The 20,915-nt window shown below is 23.4% G+C and carries 21 protein-coding genes and 3 tRNA genes; 7 read left to right on the top strand and 17 right to left on the bottom strand.

The window, feature by feature from the left end:
* The first annotated feature begins 5 nt into the window (after positions 1-5).
* Together G9C01_RS00550 and pheT are read left to right on the top strand one after the other, a co-directional pair.
* Positions 6-1,136 carry a DNA polymerase III subunit beta gene (locus G9C01_RS00550; protein ID WP_166265060.1) on the top strand — a complete coding sequence of 377 codons (1,131 nt, stop codon included), beginning with the start codon at positions 6-8 and terminating at the stop codon, positions 1,134-1,136.
* Entirely contained in the window at positions 1,133-3,217 is a 2,085-nt protein-coding gene (pheT, locus tag G9C01_RS00545) for a phenylalanine--tRNA ligase subunit beta (protein ID WP_166265057.1), read from the top strand. Before G9C01_RS00550 ends, pheT begins: the two co-directional genes overlap by 4 nt.
* A gap of 2 nt (positions 3,218-3,219) precedes the next feature.
* Here the strand turns inward: pheT and G9C01_RS00540 are convergent, their stop codons facing one another.
* Entirely contained in the window at positions 3,220-4,656 is a 1,437-nt protein-coding gene (locus G9C01_RS00540) for a glycine--tRNA ligase (protein WP_166265054.1), read from the bottom strand.
* Entirely contained in the window at positions 4,644-5,594 is a 951-nt protein-coding gene (gene trxB / locus G9C01_RS00535) for a thioredoxin-disulfide reductase (RefSeq protein WP_166265051.1), read from the bottom strand. The genes G9C01_RS00540 and trxB overlap by 13 nt, the downstream gene beginning before the upstream one ends.
* A gap of 34 nt (positions 5,595-5,628) precedes the next feature.
* Between trxB and G9C01_RS00530 the strand changes: the two genes are divergently transcribed.
* On the top strand, positions 5,629-6,063 hold the full coding sequence (locus G9C01_RS00530) for a type I restriction enzyme HsdR N-terminal domain-containing protein (RefSeq protein WP_166265048.1): 435 nt from the start codon (positions 5,629-5,631) through the stop codon (positions 6,061-6,063).
* Between the two features lie 8 nt (positions 6,064-6,071).
* On the opposite strand, the gene gap is transcribed toward G9C01_RS00530, so the two are convergent.
* From gap to G9C01_RS00495, 7 genes are all read right to left on the bottom strand, one after another.
* Complete coding sequence (gap, locus tag G9C01_RS00525) at positions 6,072-7,079, bottom strand: type I glyceraldehyde-3-phosphate dehydrogenase (protein ID WP_166265045.1); 1,008 nt, start codon at positions 7,077-7,079, stop codon at positions 6,072-6,074.
* A 26-nt stretch (positions 7,080-7,105) separates the two neighbouring features.
* The gene (gene lepA / locus G9C01_RS00520) at positions 7,106-8,896 is read right to left on the bottom strand and encodes a translation elongation factor 4 (RefSeq protein ID WP_166266338.1); all 1,791 of its coding nucleotides are present in this window, start codon (positions 8,894-8,896) and stop codon (positions 7,106-7,108) included.
* 30 nt (positions 8,897-8,926) lie between these two features.
* Positions 8,927-8,999: transfer RNA gene (locus G9C01_RS00515), tRNA-Arg, on the bottom strand.
* A gap of 153 nt (positions 9,000-9,152) precedes the next feature.
* A complete protein-coding gene (gene pth, locus G9C01_RS00510; protein ID WP_242673947.1) occupies positions 9,153-9,602 on the bottom strand; it encodes an aminoacyl-tRNA hydrolase in 450 nt (149 codons plus the stop codon).
* A gap of 6 nt (positions 9,603-9,608) precedes the next feature.
* Positions 9,609-10,484 (bottom strand): succinate--CoA ligase subunit alpha, encoded by an 876-nt coding sequence (sucD, locus tag G9C01_RS00505; protein ID WP_166265043.1) that lies wholly within the window; start codon positions 10,482-10,484, stop codon positions 9,609-9,611.
* Between the two features lie 40 nt (positions 10,485-10,524).
* On the bottom strand, positions 10,525-11,094 hold the full coding sequence (locus tag G9C01_RS00500) for an elongation factor P (RefSeq protein ID WP_166265041.1): 570 nt from the start codon (positions 11,092-11,094) through the stop codon (positions 10,525-10,527).
* Between the two features lie 24 nt (positions 11,095-11,118).
* A complete protein-coding gene (locus G9C01_RS00495) occupies positions 11,119-12,447 on the bottom strand; it encodes a bifunctional UDP-3-O-[3-hydroxymyristoyl] N-acetylglucosamine deacetylase/3-hydroxyacyl-ACP dehydratase (protein WP_166265038.1) in 1,329 nt (442 codons plus the stop codon).
* A 279-nt stretch (positions 12,448-12,726) separates the two neighbouring features.
* On the opposite strand from G9C01_RS00495, the gene rpmH reads away from it, so the two are divergent.
* Complete coding sequence (gene rpmH, locus G9C01_RS00490; protein WP_166265035.1) at positions 12,727-12,876, top strand: 50S ribosomal protein L34; 150 nt, start codon at positions 12,727-12,729, stop codon at positions 12,874-12,876.
* Position 12,877: 1 nt separating this feature from the next.
* Here the strand turns inward: rpmH and G9C01_RS00485 are convergent, their stop codons facing one another.
* The gene (locus G9C01_RS00485; protein ID WP_242673946.1) at positions 12,878-13,933 is read right to left on the bottom strand and encodes a M14 family zinc carboxypeptidase; all 1,056 of its coding nucleotides are present in this window, start codon (positions 13,931-13,933) and stop codon (positions 12,878-12,880) included.
* Between the two features lie 237 nt (positions 13,934-14,170).
* On the opposite strand from G9C01_RS00485, the gene G9C01_RS00480 reads away from it, so the two are divergent.
* A complete protein-coding gene (locus G9C01_RS00480; protein ID WP_166265029.1) occupies positions 14,171-14,968 on the top strand; it encodes a CPBP family intramembrane glutamic endopeptidase in 798 nt (265 codons plus the stop codon).
* A 101-nt stretch (positions 14,969-15,069) separates the two neighbouring features.
* Positions 15,070-15,987 (top strand): ribonuclease Z, encoded by a 918-nt coding sequence (locus G9C01_RS00475; RefSeq protein WP_166265026.1) that lies wholly within the window; start codon positions 15,070-15,072, stop codon positions 15,985-15,987.
* Here the strand turns inward: G9C01_RS00475 and G9C01_RS00470 are convergent.
* Together G9C01_RS00470 and G9C01_RS00465 are read right to left on the bottom strand one after the other, a co-directional pair.
* Positions 15,978-17,177 (bottom strand): ABC transporter permease, encoded by a 1,200-nt coding sequence (locus tag G9C01_RS00470; RefSeq protein WP_166265023.1) that lies wholly within the window; start codon positions 17,175-17,177, stop codon positions 15,978-15,980. The two genes, G9C01_RS00475 and G9C01_RS00470, sit on opposite strands and share 10 nt — an antisense overlap.
* Before the next feature lie 6 nt (positions 17,178-17,183).
* The gene (locus G9C01_RS00465) at positions 17,184-17,486 is read right to left on the bottom strand and encodes a ribosome-binding factor A (protein ID WP_166265020.1); all 303 of its coding nucleotides are present in this window, start codon (positions 17,484-17,486) and stop codon (positions 17,184-17,186) included.
* A gap of 124 nt (positions 17,487-17,610) precedes the next feature.
* On the opposite strand from G9C01_RS00465, the gene G9C01_RS00460 reads away from it, so the two are divergent.
* Positions 17,611-17,684: transfer RNA gene (locus G9C01_RS00460), tRNA-Ile, on the top strand.
* Positions 17,685-17,694: 10 nt separating this feature from the next.
* Here the strand turns inward: G9C01_RS00460 and G9C01_RS00455 are convergent.
* The 5 genes from G9C01_RS00455 to sufD all read right to left on the bottom strand — a co-directional run bounded on the left by G9C01_RS00455 (position 17,695) and on the right by sufD (position 20,896).
* Positions 17,695-17,769: transfer RNA gene (locus tag G9C01_RS00455), tRNA-Arg, on the bottom strand.
* Positions 17,760-18,020 (bottom strand): 50S ribosomal protein L27, encoded by a 261-nt coding sequence (gene rpmA / locus G9C01_RS00450; protein ID WP_166265017.1) that lies wholly within the window; start codon positions 18,018-18,020, stop codon positions 17,760-17,762. Before rpmA ends, G9C01_RS00455 begins: the two co-directional genes overlap by 10 nt.
* 3 nt (positions 18,021-18,023) lie before the next feature.
* On the bottom strand, positions 18,024-18,344 hold the full coding sequence (gene rplU / locus G9C01_RS00445; protein WP_242673945.1) for a 50S ribosomal protein L21: 321 nt from the start codon (positions 18,342-18,344) through the stop codon (positions 18,024-18,026).
* A gap of 12 nt (positions 18,345-18,356) precedes the next feature.
* Positions 18,357-19,592: a SufS family cysteine desulfurase gene (locus G9C01_RS00440; RefSeq protein WP_166265013.1), complete on the bottom strand. Its 1,236-nt coding sequence runs from the start codon at positions 19,590-19,592 to the stop codon at positions 18,357-18,359.
* A 5-nt stretch (positions 19,593-19,597) separates the two neighbouring features.
* Entirely contained in the window at positions 19,598-20,896 is a 1,299-nt protein-coding gene (gene sufD, locus G9C01_RS00435) for a Fe-S cluster assembly protein SufD (protein WP_166265010.1), read from the bottom strand.
* Positions 20,897-20,915: the final 19 nt, after the last annotated feature.

The following is a 20,915-nucleotide window of genomic DNA, read 5'->3' as shown; positions in this document are numbered from 1 at the left end:
ATAATATGTATTTTTCTGTTTATAACTATTATATTTTAAGAAAATTACATACTTTATATAAAATTATAAATATTAATAATTTATCTAATTCTATTACTTTTGTAATTTCAAAAAAAAATCAATTAAAGATTATATGGGGATTAGATCCTAGAAATTTAATTCATACATATATAAGGATATTTGTTCAAAAATATACTGAGGAAAAAGTGACTGTGTCTATCAAATTTATGATAGATCTTCTAACTACGTTTTCAAATGAAAAACTTTTTATAGAAAAGAAAAAAAAAACGCTGTTTATTTATTCTAAACAGGGTGTTTATGAAGTCCCTACTTATTATGATAATTTTAATTATCATAATAATAAATTAAAAAAATCTTCTTTTGTAAGAATTCCTTTGTTATCAAGTACTCTTTTAAAAATATTAAACAAAACTTTATTTGCTACTGGAGATAAAGAAATGAAATCTATATTTAATGGAGTTTTTTTTCAATTTAATACTAATGAAGCAAATTTTGTAGCAACAGATACTTACAAACTTGTAAAATATACTATAAAAAATTTTAAAACAAATCAAAATGTAGAATTTACTATATCTAAAAAATATCTTAACATAGTTAAAGAAATTGTAAAAAATGAAAATAAAAATAACATTGTTATTAAATATTTTGAAAAAAATAATGTTCTTTTTGATTTTGAAGATCATACTTTTATATGTCAACTAATAAATGAAAAATATCCAGATTATCATTCTTTTATTCCTCATAATAAATGTCATATATCTTTTATTTTTAACAAATTTTTATTGTTAAATACTCTGAAAAGAATTTCCATTTTTTCCAAAAAAAGAAAAAATTTTATAGATTTTCATTTTTATCATAACAAATTAAAAATTTGTGATCAAAATACAATTTCCAAAAATCATTTTATTTCAGAAATAGAGTATAAAGTTGTTGTTACAAATATAAAAAATTTGAAAATAGGTTTTAACTCTCAATTTTTGATTGAAATTTTATCTTCTTTGAATGAAGATTTTGTCTATTTTGAACTATATCATAAAATGGGAATTTTGAAACCCATACATAAAAAAAAAGAAGAATCAATTTTTATATTGATTATGTCTACAATAAAAATATGAAAATATCGTTGAATTGGATTAAAAAATATGTATTTCCTCTTAATATGAGTGAAGACGAAATATCCAACATATTGACTAATATTGGCCTAACAGTCAAAAGCATCAATCATATAAATAAGGATTTTGTTTTAGATATTGAAATAACACCTAATCGTACGGATGCTATGAGTCATTATGGAATTGCTCGTGATTTATATGCTGTTTTAAAATTTCGGGGATACAAAGTTCATTTATTAAAACCAGTAATCAATGAAGAAATTAATAGGAATGATAGTAAATCTCATTTTCAAAATTTTCAAATTATTTTGAAAATACATGAAAAATGCATAAGATATTCTGGAATTTTTATTTCCAAAATAAAAATAGAACCATCTCCTTATTGGTTAATTTCTAGATTAAGATCTATAGGTATAGAATCTACAAATAATATAATAGATACATTATATTTTGTAATGTATGAATTAGGCCAACCCCTACATATTTTTGATATGGACCAAATAGAATGTGGAAAAATAATAATTAAAAATGGAGAAAAAAATACAAAATTTCTATCCTCGGACAACGTTATAAGAAAACTAGACAAAGAAGATTTAGTGATTTACGATGAAATAAAACCATTGTCTATAGCTGGAATGATCAATAATATTCAATCTAATATACATATTAGTACAAAAAATATTTTTATTGGAAGCGCTTCTTTTAATTCCAATATTATCCGAAATATTATAAAAAAACATTCAATACAAATAAAAACACAACATCTTTTTGAAAAAGATTCGGATCCAAATCAGACTGTATATGCTTTACAAAGAGTAGTTTTTCTTATCAAGAAAATAACAAAAAATGAAATCATATACTCTGATATAATTGATTGTTATCCTAATCCTATTTTTTTTTCAAAAATAAAACTTCGTTATAATAAAATTGTAAATATTATAGGAAGAAAAATATCTAAAAGAAAAATAAAAAAAATTTTATCATTATTAGAAATTATAATTCATTATGAAAATAATGAATATTTATTCATTAGTATTCCTTCTTATAGAACAGATGTTCAAAGAGAGATAGATGTAATTGAAGAAATATTACGAATTTATGGAATTCATAAAATTCCAATACATGATCAAATAAAAATATCCACACTTCCTAAAGTTTTTCATAAGACAGAATATGAAATACAAAAAATACTTTTTGAACAATTAGTTTCTTATGGATTTCAAGAAATTATTTCTCCTACTATGATCAAAGAAAAAGAATGTTCTTCTTTACTCAATTCTTTTTTTAATATAGAAAAAATTGAAGTAATGAATCCCGTGAATCAAAATCAAAAATTATTGCGTTTTAGTTTATTATTCAGTATGATAGAATGTATAATATACAATTATAATAACAATAGAATTGATTTGGATATCAAATTTTTTGAATTAGGAAAAATATATTTTAAAAAAAATAATAAATTTTTAGAAAAAACCTATCTTGGGATAATAATTTTTCAAAAAAAAATAACTGAATCTAAAAATTATATTTTTTTTTATTTAAAAGGAATTATCGAACAAATTTTTCAAAAAAGTGGGATTTCTAATTATACACAAATACTTTCTAAACATCTATTATTAGAAAATGGGATTTCTATATTATATAATCATAAAAATTTAGTTGAAATAGGAAAAATAAAAAAGTTGAAAAACAATGTGTTAAAAAAAAATGAAATATTTTATGCAGAGATTGATTGGCAATATTTAATATCTATTATTCAAGAAAAAAAAATAATTTATATTCCATTTTCCAGATACCCAACTTCAAGAAGAGATTTATCTTTATTAGTAGACAAATCTATTTCATTTGAAAGAATAAATCAATTAATCAAGAAAAAAGAAAATCACATTATTAAAAAAATTCAAATATACGATTTATACGAAGGAATAAATTTACCGATATCAAAAAAATCTTATACTATAAGTTTCTTTTTTGAAAGCCAAAAAGAAACATTAACTGATCAAATTATCAAAAATTATATGAAAAAAATTGAGTTTTTTTTGAAAAAAGAATTACAAGCTGAAATCAGAGGAATAGAAAAATGAAATTATATGAAATAAGACAATTTTTTGAAAATTTTTTTCAATCCGGTTTCTTGTTCTATAATATTTGATATTTCTTTGATATAAATTCTTTTTTGTTTCATACTATCTCTATTTCTCATGGTTACTGTATCTGTTTTTATCGTATCATAATCTACAGTAAAACAAAATGGAGTTCCTATTGCATCTTGTCTTCTATACAATTTTCCAATAGATTCTTTTTCATCGTAAACTAATCTATGATGGATTTTAAGATCATAAAATATTTTTTTTGCAATTTCTGGTAATCCATCTTTTCTAACTAATGGAAATATGGCAGCTTGAATTGGAGATAAATAATAGGGAAATTTTAATACTACACGTATTTTCCCATTTTTTAATTTTTCTTTTTTTAAGGAAGAAGAAAATATTGCTAAAAAAAGACGATCTAATCCTAAAGATGTTTCTATAACATAAGGAATATAATTTCTTTTTGATTCAAAAATTCTTAATTTTTTTTTCGAAAAAAATTCATGATTTTTTAAATCAAAATCTCTACGAGAGTGAATTCCTTCTATCTCTTTAAATCCAAAAGGAAAATGAAATTCTATATCTGATCCTACATTTTCATAATGAGCTAAATGATCATGATCACATAATTTATATGATTGTTTATTTTCTAAATTCAATTCTAAATGCCATTTTAATCTATTTTTTCTCCAGTATTCATACCATTTTATTTCTTCTTCTGGGAGTATAAAATACTGCATTTCCATTTGTTCAAATTCTCGCATTCTAAATATAAATTTTCTTGCAAAAATTTCATTTCTAAATGATTTTCCTATTTGTGCAATGCCAAATGGAATTTTTATTCTAGTGGATTTTAGAATATTATGAAAATTTGAAAATATACCTTGAGCCGTTTCAGGACGAAGATATAAATCTTTTTCATTTTTGATTTTGTACATCATATTAAAATGACGAATTTCTGTCCAATTTTTTGTCTTAAAAATGGGATCACAAATACACAATTCGTCAATTAAAATTTTTAACTCCCCCAAATTTTGATTTTGCAAAGATTGGAATAAACGAGATAATATTTCTTCTTTTTTTTTAGGATTATTTAAGAAATTTTTTTCTACATATTCTTGAATTAAAATTTCAGGACGATATCTTTTTTTAGAATCTTTATTATCAATTAATAACTCATTAAATTTATCAACATGACCAGAAGCATGCCAAACATCAGAATGCATTATAATAGAAGAATCCAATCCTATTATATTTTCATGAAGTTGGGTCATGGATTTCCACCAAAATTTTTTTATGTTATTTTTTAACTCAACTCCGTGTGGTCCATAATCATAAACAGCATTTAACCCTCCATAAATTTCGCTAGAAGGAAAAATAAAACCATAAACTTTTGCATGAGAAATTAAAAAATCAAAATTTATTTTACACATAAAGATAAATACCTTTCTAAATCTAATGCAGCCATACATCCGGTTCCAGCAGAAGTAATAGCTTGACGATAAACAGAATCTTGTACATCTCCAGCAGCGAATACTCCAGGTTTACTAGTTATAGTTTTTCCTTTTTGTACAACAATATATCCTTTTTCATCCAAATCTAATTTATTTTTAAAAATTTCTGTATTAGGAAGATGACCTATCGCAATAAATAAACCACTAATTAACACAATTCTGCTTGTTTTATTTTTTTGATTAAAAATTTTAATCCCTTCTAGAAAATTATCTCCAATAATTTCTATAACATTAGAAGAAAATAAAATATTAACATTTTTTTTTCGTGAAACACGATATTGCAAAATTTTGGATGCTTTAAAATAATTTTTTCTAACTATTACATATACTTTTTTACAAATTTTTGATAAATAATTTGCTTCTTCTAAAGCTTTATCTCCACCTCCTACTACTGCTACATCTTTTTCTTTATGGAAAAAACCATCGCAAATAGCACAAAAAGAAACACCTAATCCCATGAATTTTTTTTCTTTATTAATTCCTAAAAATTTGGGTTTAGAACCTGTAGCTACAATTAATCCTATACTTTCTATATATTTTTCTGTATCAAAAAAAATACGATGTACTCCTCCTTCTTTAGAAGATAAAATAACACGATTTACGGATTGATTTATGATTTTAGTATGAAAACGTTCTGCTTGTTTTTTAGAATTATTCATTAGATCATTTCCATGAATTCCTTCAGGAAATCCAAGATAATTATCAACATCAGTAGTCGTAGTTAACTGACCCCCAGGTTGATCTCCAGTAAAAATAATAGGATTCATATCTGCTCTTGCTGCATATATGGCCGAAGAATAACCAGCAGGTCCCGATCCAATAATTACACAATCTTGTATTTTTTTTTCTAAAAACATAAAAATTTTATAATTTTAATATTATTGTTTAATAATGCATTATTTAAATTTTTTTATCAGAAGACATTTACATTTAAAAATGATAAAAAATAGAATTCATATATTTTGCGTAATCAGAAAAAAATTTTATCTCTTTACTCAAGAAGAAGTGATACGACAATATATAATTTTTTTATTAAAAAAAATAAAAAACTATCAAAACTCCAACATATGGGTAGAGCATCCTTTAAAAGTAAATAAATTAAATAAACGACTAGATATTCTTGTCCAATTTCATAAAAAACCACATATACTTATCGAATGTAAAACACCAAAAATTCCTATTACACAAAAAACTTTTGATCAAATTTCTATATATAACAAAATAATAAAAGCTCCATTTTTAATGGTAAGTAATGGAGTAAATAATTTCATTTTTAAAATCGACAAATATAAAAGAAAATTTTTGTTTTTAAAATATATTCCATAAAAAAATTATTATGACAAAGAATCCATATATTCAATGAGATCTAATAATTTTGTAGAATATCCTACTTCATTATCATACCATGATATGATTTTTAAAAAATTGGAATTTAACATAATACTAGAATTGGCATCAAAGATTGAAATTCTTTCATCTCCTATAAAATCAGATGAAACAACAGCATCTTCAGTATATCCTAATATACCTTTTAATGTTGTTTGAGAAGCATGTTTCATACAAAATTTAATTTTATCAAAATTGGTACTATTTTTTAAATAAACCGTAAAATCCAACACAGACACATCTGCAACAGGAACTCTAAAAGCCATTCCTGTTAATTTTCCATTTAAACTAGGAATAATTTTTCCAACTGCATTAGCGGCCCCTGTTGATGATGGAATGATGTTGACTAATGAAGATCTACCTCCTCTCCAATCTCTATCGGATACAGAATCTACTACTTTTTGAGTAGCAGTAGAAGCGTGTATAGTTGTCATTAATCCCTCAGATACTACAAAATTATCATTTAGAACTTTGACAATTGGAGACATACAATTTGTAGTGCAAGAAGCATTAGATACAATATTTTGGCACTGTTTCATATTTGTATGATTTACTCCCATAACAAACATAGGAATATCATCTTTAGGTGGAGCTGATAAAATCACTTTTTTAGCCCCTGATTTTAAATGAGCATTAGCTAAATTTTTTGTTAAAAAAAGTCCCGTAGATTCAACAACATATTTTACATTTAAATTTCCCCAATTGAGTTTTTCAGGATTTTTTTCATTAGTAACCTTTATTCGTTTTTCATTCAATATTATATAATTTGTATCTTCAATACGAATATTTCCTTTAAAATAACCATGTATAGAATCATATTTCAACATATAAGCTAAATATTCTATAGATACTAAATCATTTATAGATACAATTTTAACATTTTTTCTATTTAAAGCAGCTAATAAAACTAGCTTTCCTATTCTTCCAATTCCATTAATTCCTATTTTGATAGACATATTTAAATAATTTTTTTGTTGTAAAATTAATTTTTAACTTTTAAAAAAGTCATAAAAGTGGATGACGGTATTTCAACTTTTCCTATTTGACGCATTTTTTTTTTCCCTTTTTTTTGTTTTTCTAAAAGTTTTCTTTTTCTAGAAATATCTCCTCCATAACATTTATCCGTGACATTTTTTCTTAAAGATTTAATCGTTTCTCTTGCTATGATTTTTCCAGAAACAGATACTTGAATGGGAATACTGAATTGATGTTTTGGAATTAATACAGATAATTCTTGACATATTTTTTTTGCTAAAAAAAAAGCTTTTGTTTTATGAACTAAAAGGGATAAAGGTTCTATTTTTTCGTGATTAATCAATACAGTAATTTTTTTTAGATCTGAACTTTTGTACCCAATAAAATTATAATCAAAAGAAGCATATCCATTAGAAATAGTTTTTAGTTTATCATAAAAATCAAATATAATTTCAGACAAAGGCATTTCAAACATAATTTTGATTCTTTCTGAATTCATATAATTATGGTGTTCAATCATAATTCCTCTTTTCTCAATGCATAATGACATAACACTTCCTATATAAATATCTTTAGTTATAATAGAAACCAAAACAAATGGTTCTTCTATTTTTTTTAATTTTTCCATTTCTGGAAAATCTGAAGGATGATTAATTAAAACTTTTTGATCATTTTTCGTATAAACTCTATAAGAAACATTAGGAATAGTAAGTATAATAGAAACCTCATATTCACGTTCTAAACGATCTTTCACTATTTCCATATGAAGAAATCCAAGAAATCCACAATGAAAACCAAATCCTAATGCAGGAGAAGATTCAGGTCTAAAAGAAAAAGCGGCATCATTTAACTGCAATTTTTCTATAGAAGAACGTAATTCTTCATATTTATCAGAGTTAACTGGATAAATACTAGCAAAAACCATAGGTTTAAACTTTTGAAATTTTTGTATTGCTTTTGTAGCTGGATTATAAGCATCTGTTATAGTATCTCCTACTTTTACCTCACTTGTATTTTTAATCCCAGAAACAACATATCCAACATCTCCTGTATTAATTTGATTTTTTGAAATACGTTTTATTTTTAAAGTCCCTATTTCATAAGCTGAATAAATTTTTCCTGTGGACATAAATCGTAATTTTTGTCCTTTTCGGATACAACCATTTTTTATCCTAAATAAAGCTTCAATTCCTCTAAATGGATTGTATAAATAATCAAAAATAAAGGCTTGCAAAGGGGCTTTTGGATCTCCTTTTGGAGCAGGAATACGTGTTATTATTTGATTTAATACATTATTTATGCCAAATCCATTTTTTGCACTAACTGGAATAATATCTTCCATTTTACATTCCACTAATTCCATAATTTCTTTCGTTACATATTCAGGAATAGAATCATACAAATCAATTTTGTTTAAAACTGGAATAATGACTAGATGATTTTTTAATGCTAAAGAAAGATTAGATATTGTTTGTGCTTGCACACTTTTTGTACAATCAACAACAAGTAAAGCTCCTTCACAAGCCGCAATAGAACGTGACACTTCATATGAAAAATCAACATGTCCAGGTGTATCTATTAGATTAAGAATATATATTTTATTTTTATATTTATATTCCATTTGAACAGCGTGACTCTTAATAGTTATTCCACGTTCTCTCTCTAAATCCATATCATCCAATAATTGACTTCGTTTTTTTTCTGAAACTGTTTTTGTAAATTCTAATAAACGATCAGCCAACGTACTTTTTCCGTGATCTATATGTGCGATAATACAAAAATTACGAATATAATGAATCATGATTGATTAAGTTTTAAAATAATTCAATAACCTTGAAGGGGATCGAACCCATACCATAGGAATCGGAATCCTATATTCTATCCTATTAAACTACAAGGTTAATTTTATCATATTTAAGTATGATGATTGAACATATTCATTGTTTTCTGTAATCCATTTTTTATAAATGAAAATATTATTTTTATACCTATGTCTAATTTGCAAAATACATAATCTATTTCTTCATTTGTCCAATTTTCCAATACATAAGAATCTATTTTTTGATCAAAATGATTTTTTTTTTAATGCCAAAACGAAGTCGTGCATAATGAGAAGTTCCTATTTCTTTTTCTATATTTTTTAACCCATTATGTCCTCCACTACCTCCTTGACCTCTTAAGCGAAAACGACCAAAATTCAAATAAATATCATCAGATATTACAATAATATTTTTTAATATTATTTTTTCTTGTATCATCCAATATTTAACAGCTATGCCACTTTGATTCATATAAGTGCTAGGTTTTAAGAAAAAAAGTAATTTATTATCATAATTGAATTTAGAAATAAAACCGAATTTTTTTTTAGAAAAAGAAAAAAAATATTTTTTAGATATTTGATCCAATATCATAAATCCTAAATTATGTCTATTTTTTCTATATAAATATCCTGGATTTCCTAATCCAATTATCAAAAATTTTTCTATACTATGTAAATTATTCATGATGAATTAATGAAGAATTTCATACACAGATTTTCCTATATCAGCTGGAGATTTAACGATATGTATTCCACTCTTTTCCATTATTTTCATTTTTTCTTGTGCTGTTTCTATTTTTTTTTCTATAATAGCTCCAGCATGACCCATCGTTCTCCCTTTTGGAGCTGTTTTTCCAGCTATAAAACCTACAACTGGTTTTTTATTTTTCAATTTTTTTATCCATTCAGCTGCATCAATTTCTAATTGTCCCCCTATTTCTCCAATCATAACAATACATTCAGTTTCTGAATCATCCAAAAACAATTTCATAATCTCCTTTATATTCATTCCGATAATAGAATCACCTCCTATGCCAATAGCTGTGGAAATTCCATAACCCCATTTTACAATTTGATCTGCCGCTTCATAAGTAAGAGTTCCTGATCTAGAAATTATACCTATATTTCCTTTTTTTTTAAATACTGAATTAGGCATTATTCCTACTTTAGATTCTTCTGGAGAAATAATTCCGGGGCAATTTGGTCCTATAAAATGAGATTTTTTATTTTTTAAAAAGTGTTTAACTCTAATCATATCTGAAACGGGAATCCCTTCTGTTATACAAACAATAATTTGTATATTCGCATAAATAGATTCTAAAATTGCATCAGTAGCAAAAGCATAAGGAACAAAAATTACGCTAACATTTCCTCCTGTTGAATTCATTGCTTCTTCTATAGTATTAAAAATAGGAATGCCTAAACACTTTTTTCCTCCTTTTCCCGGAGTGATGCCTCCTACTATAGTTGTTCCAAAATTGATCATTTGTTCAGTATGAAATAATCCTTCTTTTCCCGTTAATCCTTGCACAAGGACTTTAATATTTTTATCTATCAAAATGCTCATAATTTTTATGAATTAATTTTTATCTCCAATCATTTGAATTTTATTTTCTAACTCTTTCAACATAAGATTTATTTACTGTATTTATTTTAACAAAATCTCCTCTTTTAATAAAAGAGGGAACTAATAATCTTGTTCCTGTTTCTAAAATAACAACTTTATTTACATTATTAACGGTATCTCCCTTTTTTACATTTTCTGTCTCTTCTACTTTTAAAATTACTGTGGAAGGTATTTTAAAAAATAAAAAAATTTTTTCTTTTTCACTTTTAACATGAAAAAAAATAGATATTATCATCCCTTCTTTTAAAAATTCTATATTTACATTTTTTATTAACCTTTTTTCTATTTGTATTTGATCATAAGTACTATCATTTATAAAATAAAAAGTATTTTTTCCTTTATATAAATATCTATAGAAATGAGATTCTATTTGAACCTTTTTTAATTTATATTTTGCTGAAAAATTATTTTCTATAATATGACCAGTTATCAAATTTTTTAATTTTGTTCTAATAAAAGCATATCCTTTTCCTGGTTTTACATGAAGAAAATCAATAATTTTAAATATTTCATTTTTCCATTGTATATGCAATCCCTTTTTTATATTCATTTGATTGAAAATTTTCAAAACTTATCACAAATTTTTAACTATTTTTGCGACTACTTCTGCTTCCACTACAAGTTTGTTATTTACATACCCTTTTCCTTGCATATGAACAATCCCTCTTTTCATAGATTCTAATAAATAAACTTTAAAAACAATAATATCTCCAGGAATTATTTTATGTTTAAATTTTACTTTATCTATTTTCAAAAAATAGGTAGAATATAATTCAGGATGACTTAATTTATTTAAAACAAGTATTCCTCCAACTTGTGCGATGGCTTCTATTTGTAACACACCAGGCATGATGGGTTCTCTAGGAAAATGACCTATAAAAAAAGATTCATTCATTGTCACATTCTTGATCCCTACAATACTATTTTCTGTTAAATCTATAATTTTATCAACTAAAAGAAATGGAGGTTTATGAGGTAAAATTCTCATAATACTTTTTATATCTAAAAGAGGTTTCTTTTTTAAATCAAATTCAGGAATATCATTTTTTCTAAATGTTTGAATTTTATTCATTAACTCCTTTAAAAATTGCATAATAATATAGTTATCTGGATTATAAAAAATGAATTTACCTTTTAACTTAGTTTCCATTAAAGTTAGAAAGCCTAAAATATCTAAAATAAAATGTTTAGCAATTTCATTAAATGTTTGATACTGATCAGAAAATGTTTTATAAAAAAAAGAATACATAGAATCTTCTTTTATTTTACTAATTTTTTTGAAAGAAGAATTAATTATTTTTTTTCGCTTTTTTTTATCATTCAGAATACAAAAAATCTTTGAATTTGCAATTTTTTGAAATTGATATAAATGTTTAAAAATAATATTTTGCGCATAATATTTAGAGTTAAAATCTATAAAAATCATGATTTCAAATTTTTTAGCAGGTAAAACTAAGATTTCTCCTCCTGTTTTTGTATTCTCATAAGAAATAATTTCCGTTATAGAGTAATATTTTCTTATTTCGTTTTGTTCTATAATTCCCACTTTTTGAATTGCTTCTACAAAAAATTTAGAAGAACCATCCATTATAGGAATTTCCAAGTTATCTAATTCTATGATTACATTATCTAAATCCATACCTGTTAAAGCCGCTAAAACATGTTCAATTGTATAAATTTTGAATCCATTTTTTTCCAAAATAATACCTTTATCTATACTCTCCTTAACAAAAAAAGAATAATGTGCTTTGATACATGGTTTTTCTTTTATATCTGTTCTAACAAAAATGAATCCTGTATGGATTGGAGCTGGTTTGAAAGTAATAGTTACTTTTTTTTTAGTATATAAACCAAATCCTCTTAAAGAAATTTTTTCTGCAATAGTCTTTTGCTTTTCAAGCATATATAATATAAATTGAATAGAAATTTTACAAAAAAAATACCATAAAAATAAAAACTTTATGTAATTTCTCTCATATACATTACATGTTATATCATGAGTTTTTCAAGACGTATAATTTTCTTTTTTACAGGTTTTATTATTGGTATTTTGATATTATTTTTTTTTTCCTATCAAAAAAGATTATTGAATATAAAAAAGAAAAAAATAGTAGAAAAGAAAGATGTAAAATATTTTTATAAAAATATTAAAAAATAAAAAACAAATAAAATAATAAATAATATGAAAAGAACTTATCAACCTTCAAATAAAAAAAAAATAAATGTTCATGGATTTATGAAACGAATGAATACAAAAACAGGTCGTATGATTATATCTAGAAGAAGAAAAAAAGGAAGAAAAAGACTTGCCGTCTCTAATTATAAAAAATAAACTACAAAATTTTAAAATGTTCTATGTTTCCAATTTTAGGAAAACTTTCTCCACTTTTTCCATAATATTTTTTACCTGTAACGATAAATTCCTCGTAGGCAAAAAAATTGGATAAATCTCCTATGTCTACTATTTTGGTAATAGTATGAATATTTTTTTTTTCTAAATCAAATTTTTCAAATTTCATTAATCCTATGTCTACTAAAAATTTATTATATATTTGTACATTTCTGTAGATTTTATCTAATAAAATATTTTTGTTTTTCGGAATCAAAAAATAAGATTTATAATTTTTTTCCATATTTTCTATTTCGTGAGAAATATAATAAATTCCCGCAATAATAGACAGGAAAGCATATTTTCTAATAATTTTTTTTTCAAAATCTTTTGGATAATTTCCTGATTCTATTAGAACACAAGGATATCCTAACTTTTGTAACTGATCTCCAGTTGCTGTTGGATATAACTTTTCAGAAAATCTTCCTATTGATCCAATATTTGGTAAAATTTTATAAAGTTCTTTTGCTATAAAATTTATAATTCCCATAGATTTTTTTCTACTTATGGGGTAAGTTCCTTTTTTCAGAGATACAGATGGAGATAAAAAAGATAATAAAGCAGGGTTGAAGCTTTTATCTCCAACGTTGTAAATACTTCTTTGATCATGTAAATTAAATAAAACACTAGGTTTATTTTTTTCTATTTCTTTAAATAATATTTGTATTTCTGGAGATTGTAGCCGAATAGCATCTCTGTTTAAATCTATATTTACAGCATTCCTTCTTTGAAATTTTTCAGATCCATCAGGATTTAACATTGGAATAAATACAATAGTTAAACTTTTTTTTAAAAATTGAACTAAGTCACAATTTTCTTCCATTAAAAAAAAATGAAAAAGATCAAACATTGATTTTGTTCCAGTTGTTTCATTTCCATGCATTTGAGACCATATCAATATTTTTGTTTTTCCTATACCCCATTTGATTTTGAAAATCTTTCTTTTTTCTATAGACAATCCTATAGGAATAATAGAACATATATTTTTATACTTATTCATAATTTGCAATAAATCCGAGTATTTGAATATTTTTGATTGTCCAATACTTTTGTCTTTAAAACATTCATAATTATGAAATAGGAATGATATATCGAAAAAAAACATAATAAATTTTAATTTTCTTCTTTTAAATTACAATAAATTACAATTATGATTAATAAAAAAATTGTTATTATATTTCAAAAAAATATAAAAATAAAATATTTACTAAATTAAAAATGAATTTTAACATTTGTTATGAGAAATTATTTTAAAATAAATTATATCGAATCTATTTTACTAATAGTGGGATTTACTGCTTTAAACTTTTTCAATATAATTATTAGAAAATTATTAATTTATGTTAATCTACCTGAAAATATGATATTTTCAATATCGTATACTCTTCCTTTCATTTTTTTATTTATTTTTATATCTCATCAAGCTCAAAAAAAAAATATTTTTATAGATTTATCTATGAAATTATCTCCATGGTATATTTATTGTATTATTTTTTTTATGATGTTATGTATGATTATTATCAATGAATATATTTCTTCATTAGTTCCTAGAGAAGGACCAATATTAGGAAATATGTACAAAGAAATTGAAGAATTTATAAAAGAAGAAATTAAAAATCCAATCCCTTTCTTTTCTACTACAATATTGTTAGCACCTATATGTGAAGAAGTTCTTTTTAGAGGAATTATTTTAAATGGAATGTTAAAAAATAAGATACATCCTATTAAAGCTATTTTATTTTCTTCATTTCTATTTGGATTAACTCATATGAATCCATGGCAGTTTGTAGGAGGCATGATCATTGGAAGTTTTATAGGTTTTATTTATTTTATAACTTCTTCTATTATAGACTGTATATTATTACATGTTTTTAATAATGCTTTCGCTATATTCACTACGTTTTTCTTCATGAAAAATGAAGATCCTCTTTTTTCAAAAGAGGGAAATATGAATATTGTATTAATTTTAATAATGTCTTTCATAATAATAATGAGTGGGGGGATTTTTCTTTTTAAAAAAAAAAGTAAAATTTAAAACTCAATTATTTATTATTTTACCTCAATTAAAAGTAATTTCCTAATAAAGGACTGAATATTGTTTATAAAATAAATTATACTATTTAAAATTTCTCGATAATGAAAAAGTCTTCATTAACTATTTTGGGGTGTCATTCTTCCATTCCTACAAACAAGTTTTATCCCACTGCTCAAGTATTGGAGATGAAAGGATTTTCCTTTCTTATTGATTGTGGAGAGGGAACTCAAGTTCAATTAAGAAAAGCAAAAATAAAATTTAATAGAATAATACATATATTTATATCTCATTTACATGGAGATCATTTTTTTGGATTGATTGGATTATTATCTACTTTTCATTTATTAGGCAGAGAAAAATCAGTAAATATTTATGCTCCGAAAGGATTAAAGGAAATTATAGACATACATTTTAAGTGGTCTTGTACTAGACTTAAATATTGTATCGATCATATTGAATTATCATCTAAAAAATTGGAAAAAATTATGGAAAATGAAAAAATAGAAATTTTTTCAATCCCATTGAAACACAGAATTTATACAAATGGATTTCTTTTTAGAGAAAAACCCAGTAATAGAAAATTAAATATGGAAGAAATTAAAAAAATTCCCGATGTTAAAATAACAGACTATATGAATTTAAAATTAGGAAAAGATTTTAAAACTAATGAGGGAATAATTATTCCAAACTATAAATTAACATTTGATCCTCCCAAAATATTATCTTACGCTTTTTGCTCAGACACTTCTTTTTACTTACCTATAATTGAACATATAAAATATGTAGATTTATTATATCATGAGTCTACTTTTTTAAAAATAGAACAAAATAGAGCTATTAACACAGGGCATTCTACAGCTAATCAGGCAGCATATATAGCTAAGGAAGCTAAAGTAAAAAAATTATTATTAGGACACTATTCAAATAGATTTCCTAATATTAAAGAATTTGAAAAAGAAGCAAAAGAAATATTTTTTAATGTAGAAGCATCTGAACCTCTAAAAACATATTATTTATAAATCATATTACTAATTCTTTTTAAAGAAAAAAAAGATATAATTGATCCTATTATTAGGATAATACTTACTACAACAAAAGCATCTTCTACTGTAATTTTTATGGGAAAGGGGATTTTTTTTCCTACTTTAAATATTTTATATTTTTTTTGTATTAAAAAAACAATATAAGACATTAATAATCCAATTAAACAACCGAAAATAGTAATCATAAATCCCATATAAAAAAATATGGTCTTAATCTTATGCAAAGAGAATCCCAAACTCCATAATGTAAAAAGTTCTTTAACTTTATCTAATTGTAAAATGAAAATAGCACTAAATAAATTAAATCCAGTGATTAATGTCATTAATGTAAACAAAAAATATATAAATATTTTTTCTGTATTTAAAACCCTATAAAAAATTCTTTCTTTTTCTGAACGTGTTATGATATTAAATTTGGGACCTAATTTTTTTATTAAAATGTTTTTTATATTATATATATTAGCTTTATGATGAGTTTTTATTTCTAATCTATGAAAAACTTTTTTTTGTATTGTATTCTGAAGTTCATATAAATCACAAAATAAATATTTATTATCTATTTTAGAGCTAAAATGGTAAATTCCTTTTATATGAATTTTTTTTTTAATAAAAAATGGAATCAAAATATTTTTTTGATTTTTTTTATAATCAAAAATAAATATTTTTAAAGGTTTATTTATGATATGAAAAAATATGGGAAAATATGAAATCATAGAAGACCATCCTACATATATATTTAAAGAATCAAATATATTTATATTTTTTTTAAAATTTGTTTTTGTAAATTGACTCATTACTTTTTCATATTCCATATCTACTCCTTTTAATAAAAGAAAATATGTATGATTTTTATCATATAAAAAAACTTTTTTTTCCATAGTTTTAGAAAAAAATAGAATTCCTGGGACATATTTTATTTTTTTTATAATATTATCGTCAAAAAAAAATTTTTTTTCATTTGAATAGGAAATAGTAATATCAGGATAATGAATTTGATAAAATTTTTTATTTAAATCTTTTAATCCAGAAAAAATAAATAAAATTGTTGATAAAGAAAATGTGGAAATACTAATAGAAAAAATTGATAAAAAAACAATAATATTAACAATATTCGTTTTTTTTTTAGAAAAAAAATAACGTATAGATATATAAAAAGAAGTATTCAATAACCATTAATTTTTAATAGCATAAAAATCCAATTTTGGAATTTTTTTAACACGATATCTAAGTCTATCAGAAAGTAATTTTCTATAAAATCTAGATTTAGAACGAATAAATTTTAATATTTTTTTATCCAAAAAAGGATAAATACTAATATATACCTTTATTAGATTCATATCAGAAGTAATACATATTTTCATCAAAGTCACTAAAAATTTATTTTTACTTTGATTATAACAGATATCCTTATTAAGGATTTCTGCTATTTCCACAAAAAATATTGAATATAATTTTTCATTTTTAGTAAAATTCATTTCTTTTTTTTCATAGTTTTGTTTCTTGAATTATTTGTATAATAAAATCAAAAAATAAAAAATTTTCAAAAAATTTGTAATAGGAAAAATAATGTTGTAAAATTGTACATTTCTCTCTATTTTAGGTCCCATAGCTCAGTTGGTTAGAGCACCTGACTCATAATCAGGAAGTCGCTGGTTCAAATCCAGCTGGGACCATTATTATTTGCAACCGGGGAGGGATTCGAACCCACAACTTACAGTTTAGGAAACTGTTGTTCTATCCTATTTGAACTACCCAGTCTTAACATTTATAATAGAAACAATCGATCTTTTTTTTACTTTTTTAAAAGAAACATAACCATTCTTAATAGCGTATAAAGTATGATCTCTCCCCATTCCTACATTTATTCCAGGATGGTGTTTTGTTCCTCTTTGACGAACTATAATATTACCCGAATGTACATATTGATTCCCATATATTTTAACTCCTAATCTTCTTCCTATTGAATCTCTTCCGTTTCTAGAACTTCCAGAACCTTTTTTATGAGCCATATTTTATTTTTTTTTTTCTAAAAAAGAAATTATTTTTATTTTCGAAAATAAAGGTCTAAATCCATTCTTTACTCTATATCCTTTTCTTCTTTTCTTTTTAAAAATAATAATTTTATTACCTTTTATATGTTGTAATATTTCTATTTTTACACTTATGTTATCTAGAAAAGGATTTCCTAAAAAAAGTTTATCTTCTTTAAAAAATAAAAAAACTTGATTTAATAATATTTTTTCTCCTACATTCATAGAAATATAAGGAACATAAATATATTTGTTTTCAACAATTTTAAATTGTTTATCTTTTATATTAATAATAGCATACATTATAAATAATTTTTACCTTAATAATATTTTTTTTGCTTTTAAAAGACTTTCAAATAAATAATCAATTTCTTTAAAAGTATTATACACAGAAAAACTAACACGAATCATACCTGATACTTTAAAAAAATTCATGAGAGGTTGTGCACATAAATGTCCTGTCCTAACTGCAATTCCTAAACGATCTAAAATACTTCCTACATCAAAACAATGTAACTTATTTAAGTTAAAGGAAATAATTCCAGATTTTTCAGAAAAATCACTGGAATATCCATAGAATTGGATTCCATCTATAGATTTTAAACGTTTCATCGCATATGTTAAAAGTTTTTCTTTATAAGATCGAATATTTGATATACCTATTTCTTTTACAAAGTCTATAGCTGCTCCCCATACAACAATTCCTTCTATATTTGGAGTTCCTGCTTCAAATTTTAACGGTAAATCGGAATAAATTGTTTGATCAAAACTTACATTTTTAATCATTTCACCACCAAATTGATAAGGACATAACTTTTCTAATATTTTCTTTTTTCCATACAATATTCCAATTCCAGTAGGTCCATACATTTTATGGGCAGAAAAAACATAAAAATCAACATTTAAATCTTGCATATTCAAATATAAATTAGATGGAACTTGAGCTCCATCAATTAAAACTAAAGCTCCATATCTATGTGCCTTTTCTATGATATTTTTAACGGGATTAATAATTCCTAAAACATTAGATATGTGACTGATAGTCACTATTTTAGTTTTTTCTGAAATGAAAAATTCAAAATCTTTTAATTTCAAAAAACCATTTTTATAAATAGATATTATTTTTAAAATAGCACCTTTTTTTTTACAAAGAACCTGCCATGGAACAAGATTTGAATGATGTTCGATACAAGAAATGATAATTTCATCTCCTTTTTTTATAAAAGAGGCCAAACTAGAAGCTACCAAGTTAATCGATTCTGTAGTTCCTTTCGTAAATATAATTTCTGAAGAATATTTTGCATGAATAAATTTTTGAATTTTTTTTCTTACATTTTCTACATATAGAGTTGCTTTATGACTAAGATAATGTAACCCCCTATGGATATTAGAATTCATGGTTGAATAATAATTTTTAGTAGCTTGTATCACCTTTAATGGTTTTTGAGTTGTTGCCGCATTATCCATATATATTAAAGGATTAGAATATACTTTTTCTTTTAAAATAGGAAATTGATTTCTTATTTTTTGTATTTCTTTTTCTGAAAACATATGTTTTATAAATGTTTATCTAATTTTTCCTTCATTTTTTTATGTATAAATTTTTTCAACTCAGAAATATGAATAGGAATTAACATTTCTCCTAAAAAAGATAATAATAATAACATTTTAGCCTTTTTTTCAGGAATTCCTCTTGATTGAAGATAAAATAATTCAGATTCTTGTATGTTTCCTACAGTACAACCATGTGAACATTTTACATATTCAGAAAAAATCTCTAATTGAGGTTTAGCATATATACTTGCTTCATTAGAAAGAATAATATTATGATTTTTTTGAAAAGCATTTATTTCTTTTATAAATTCGTTAACAATTATTTTTCCATTAAAAATACCTTTAGATTTTCCACACAGAATATTTTTATATAATTGAAAACTATAAGTATTTGAATATAAATGATCTATTAAAGTATGATGATCTACAAATTGTTTTCCTGATAAAAGTGAAATTCCATATAAATAAGAATAAGCTTTTTCTCCATTAGAATAAAATTTTAAATTATTTTTTATAAAATTTCCTTGAAAAGAAAAAGTATAAACACTACACTTACTATTATTTTTTTGTTTTAAAAATGTATTATCTATTACAGAAGTTTCTTTTAAATCATTTTGTATTTTATAGTAATCAATTTTGCTATGATTCATAGCATAAATTTCACTTACAGAATTTATAAAAACTAAATGTTTTTTCAAACATTTATAATGTTCTATAATTTTAACATAGGAATGTTCTCCCACCACAATTAAATTCCTATTATTCAACATAATTTTAGATTCTTTACCTGTAGAAATATGTAATATCTCTATGGGAGATTCTAAAATAACATTGTCTGGAATATAAATATATGCTCCATCTTTTAAAAAAAGTGTATTTAAAGTATAAAATGCATCATATTGATATGACAGTTTTCCATAATAATCTTTAATATCGTTTTCTTTTAGTGATATTATATTTGATAAAATAATATTTTCCGCATGAGTAGAAGAAAGATAAGGATTATATTTTCCATCTATAAAAATCAAAATAAGAGATTTTTCTTTTTTAAGAAAGGTTAATTTTCTTATTTTTTTATATTCTACATTTTCTATTTTTATATTTTCTGTAATTATATTATAATCTTTTGAAAGAATTGAGTCAATATTCGTATTTTTCCATTCTTCATCTATAGAAGAAGGGAATCCTTTTTTGTTAAAGAAATCAGAATGTTCTCGTTGTAAAAAAGACATATAAGAATCTTTTTTTTTTACAGAAGAAAATTTTTTATTTAGTAAAATTATTTTTTCTTTTAACTGCATTGAGTTATAAAATTTAACG

This window comes from Blattabacterium sp. DPU (assembly GCF_011290385.1).
GTDB lineage: Bacteria > Bacteroidota > Bacteroidia > Flavobacteriales > Blattabacteriaceae > Blattabacterium.
The sequence above is the reverse complement of the archived record's forward strand: the minus strand, read 5'-3'. Positions and strand labels throughout refer to the sequence as shown.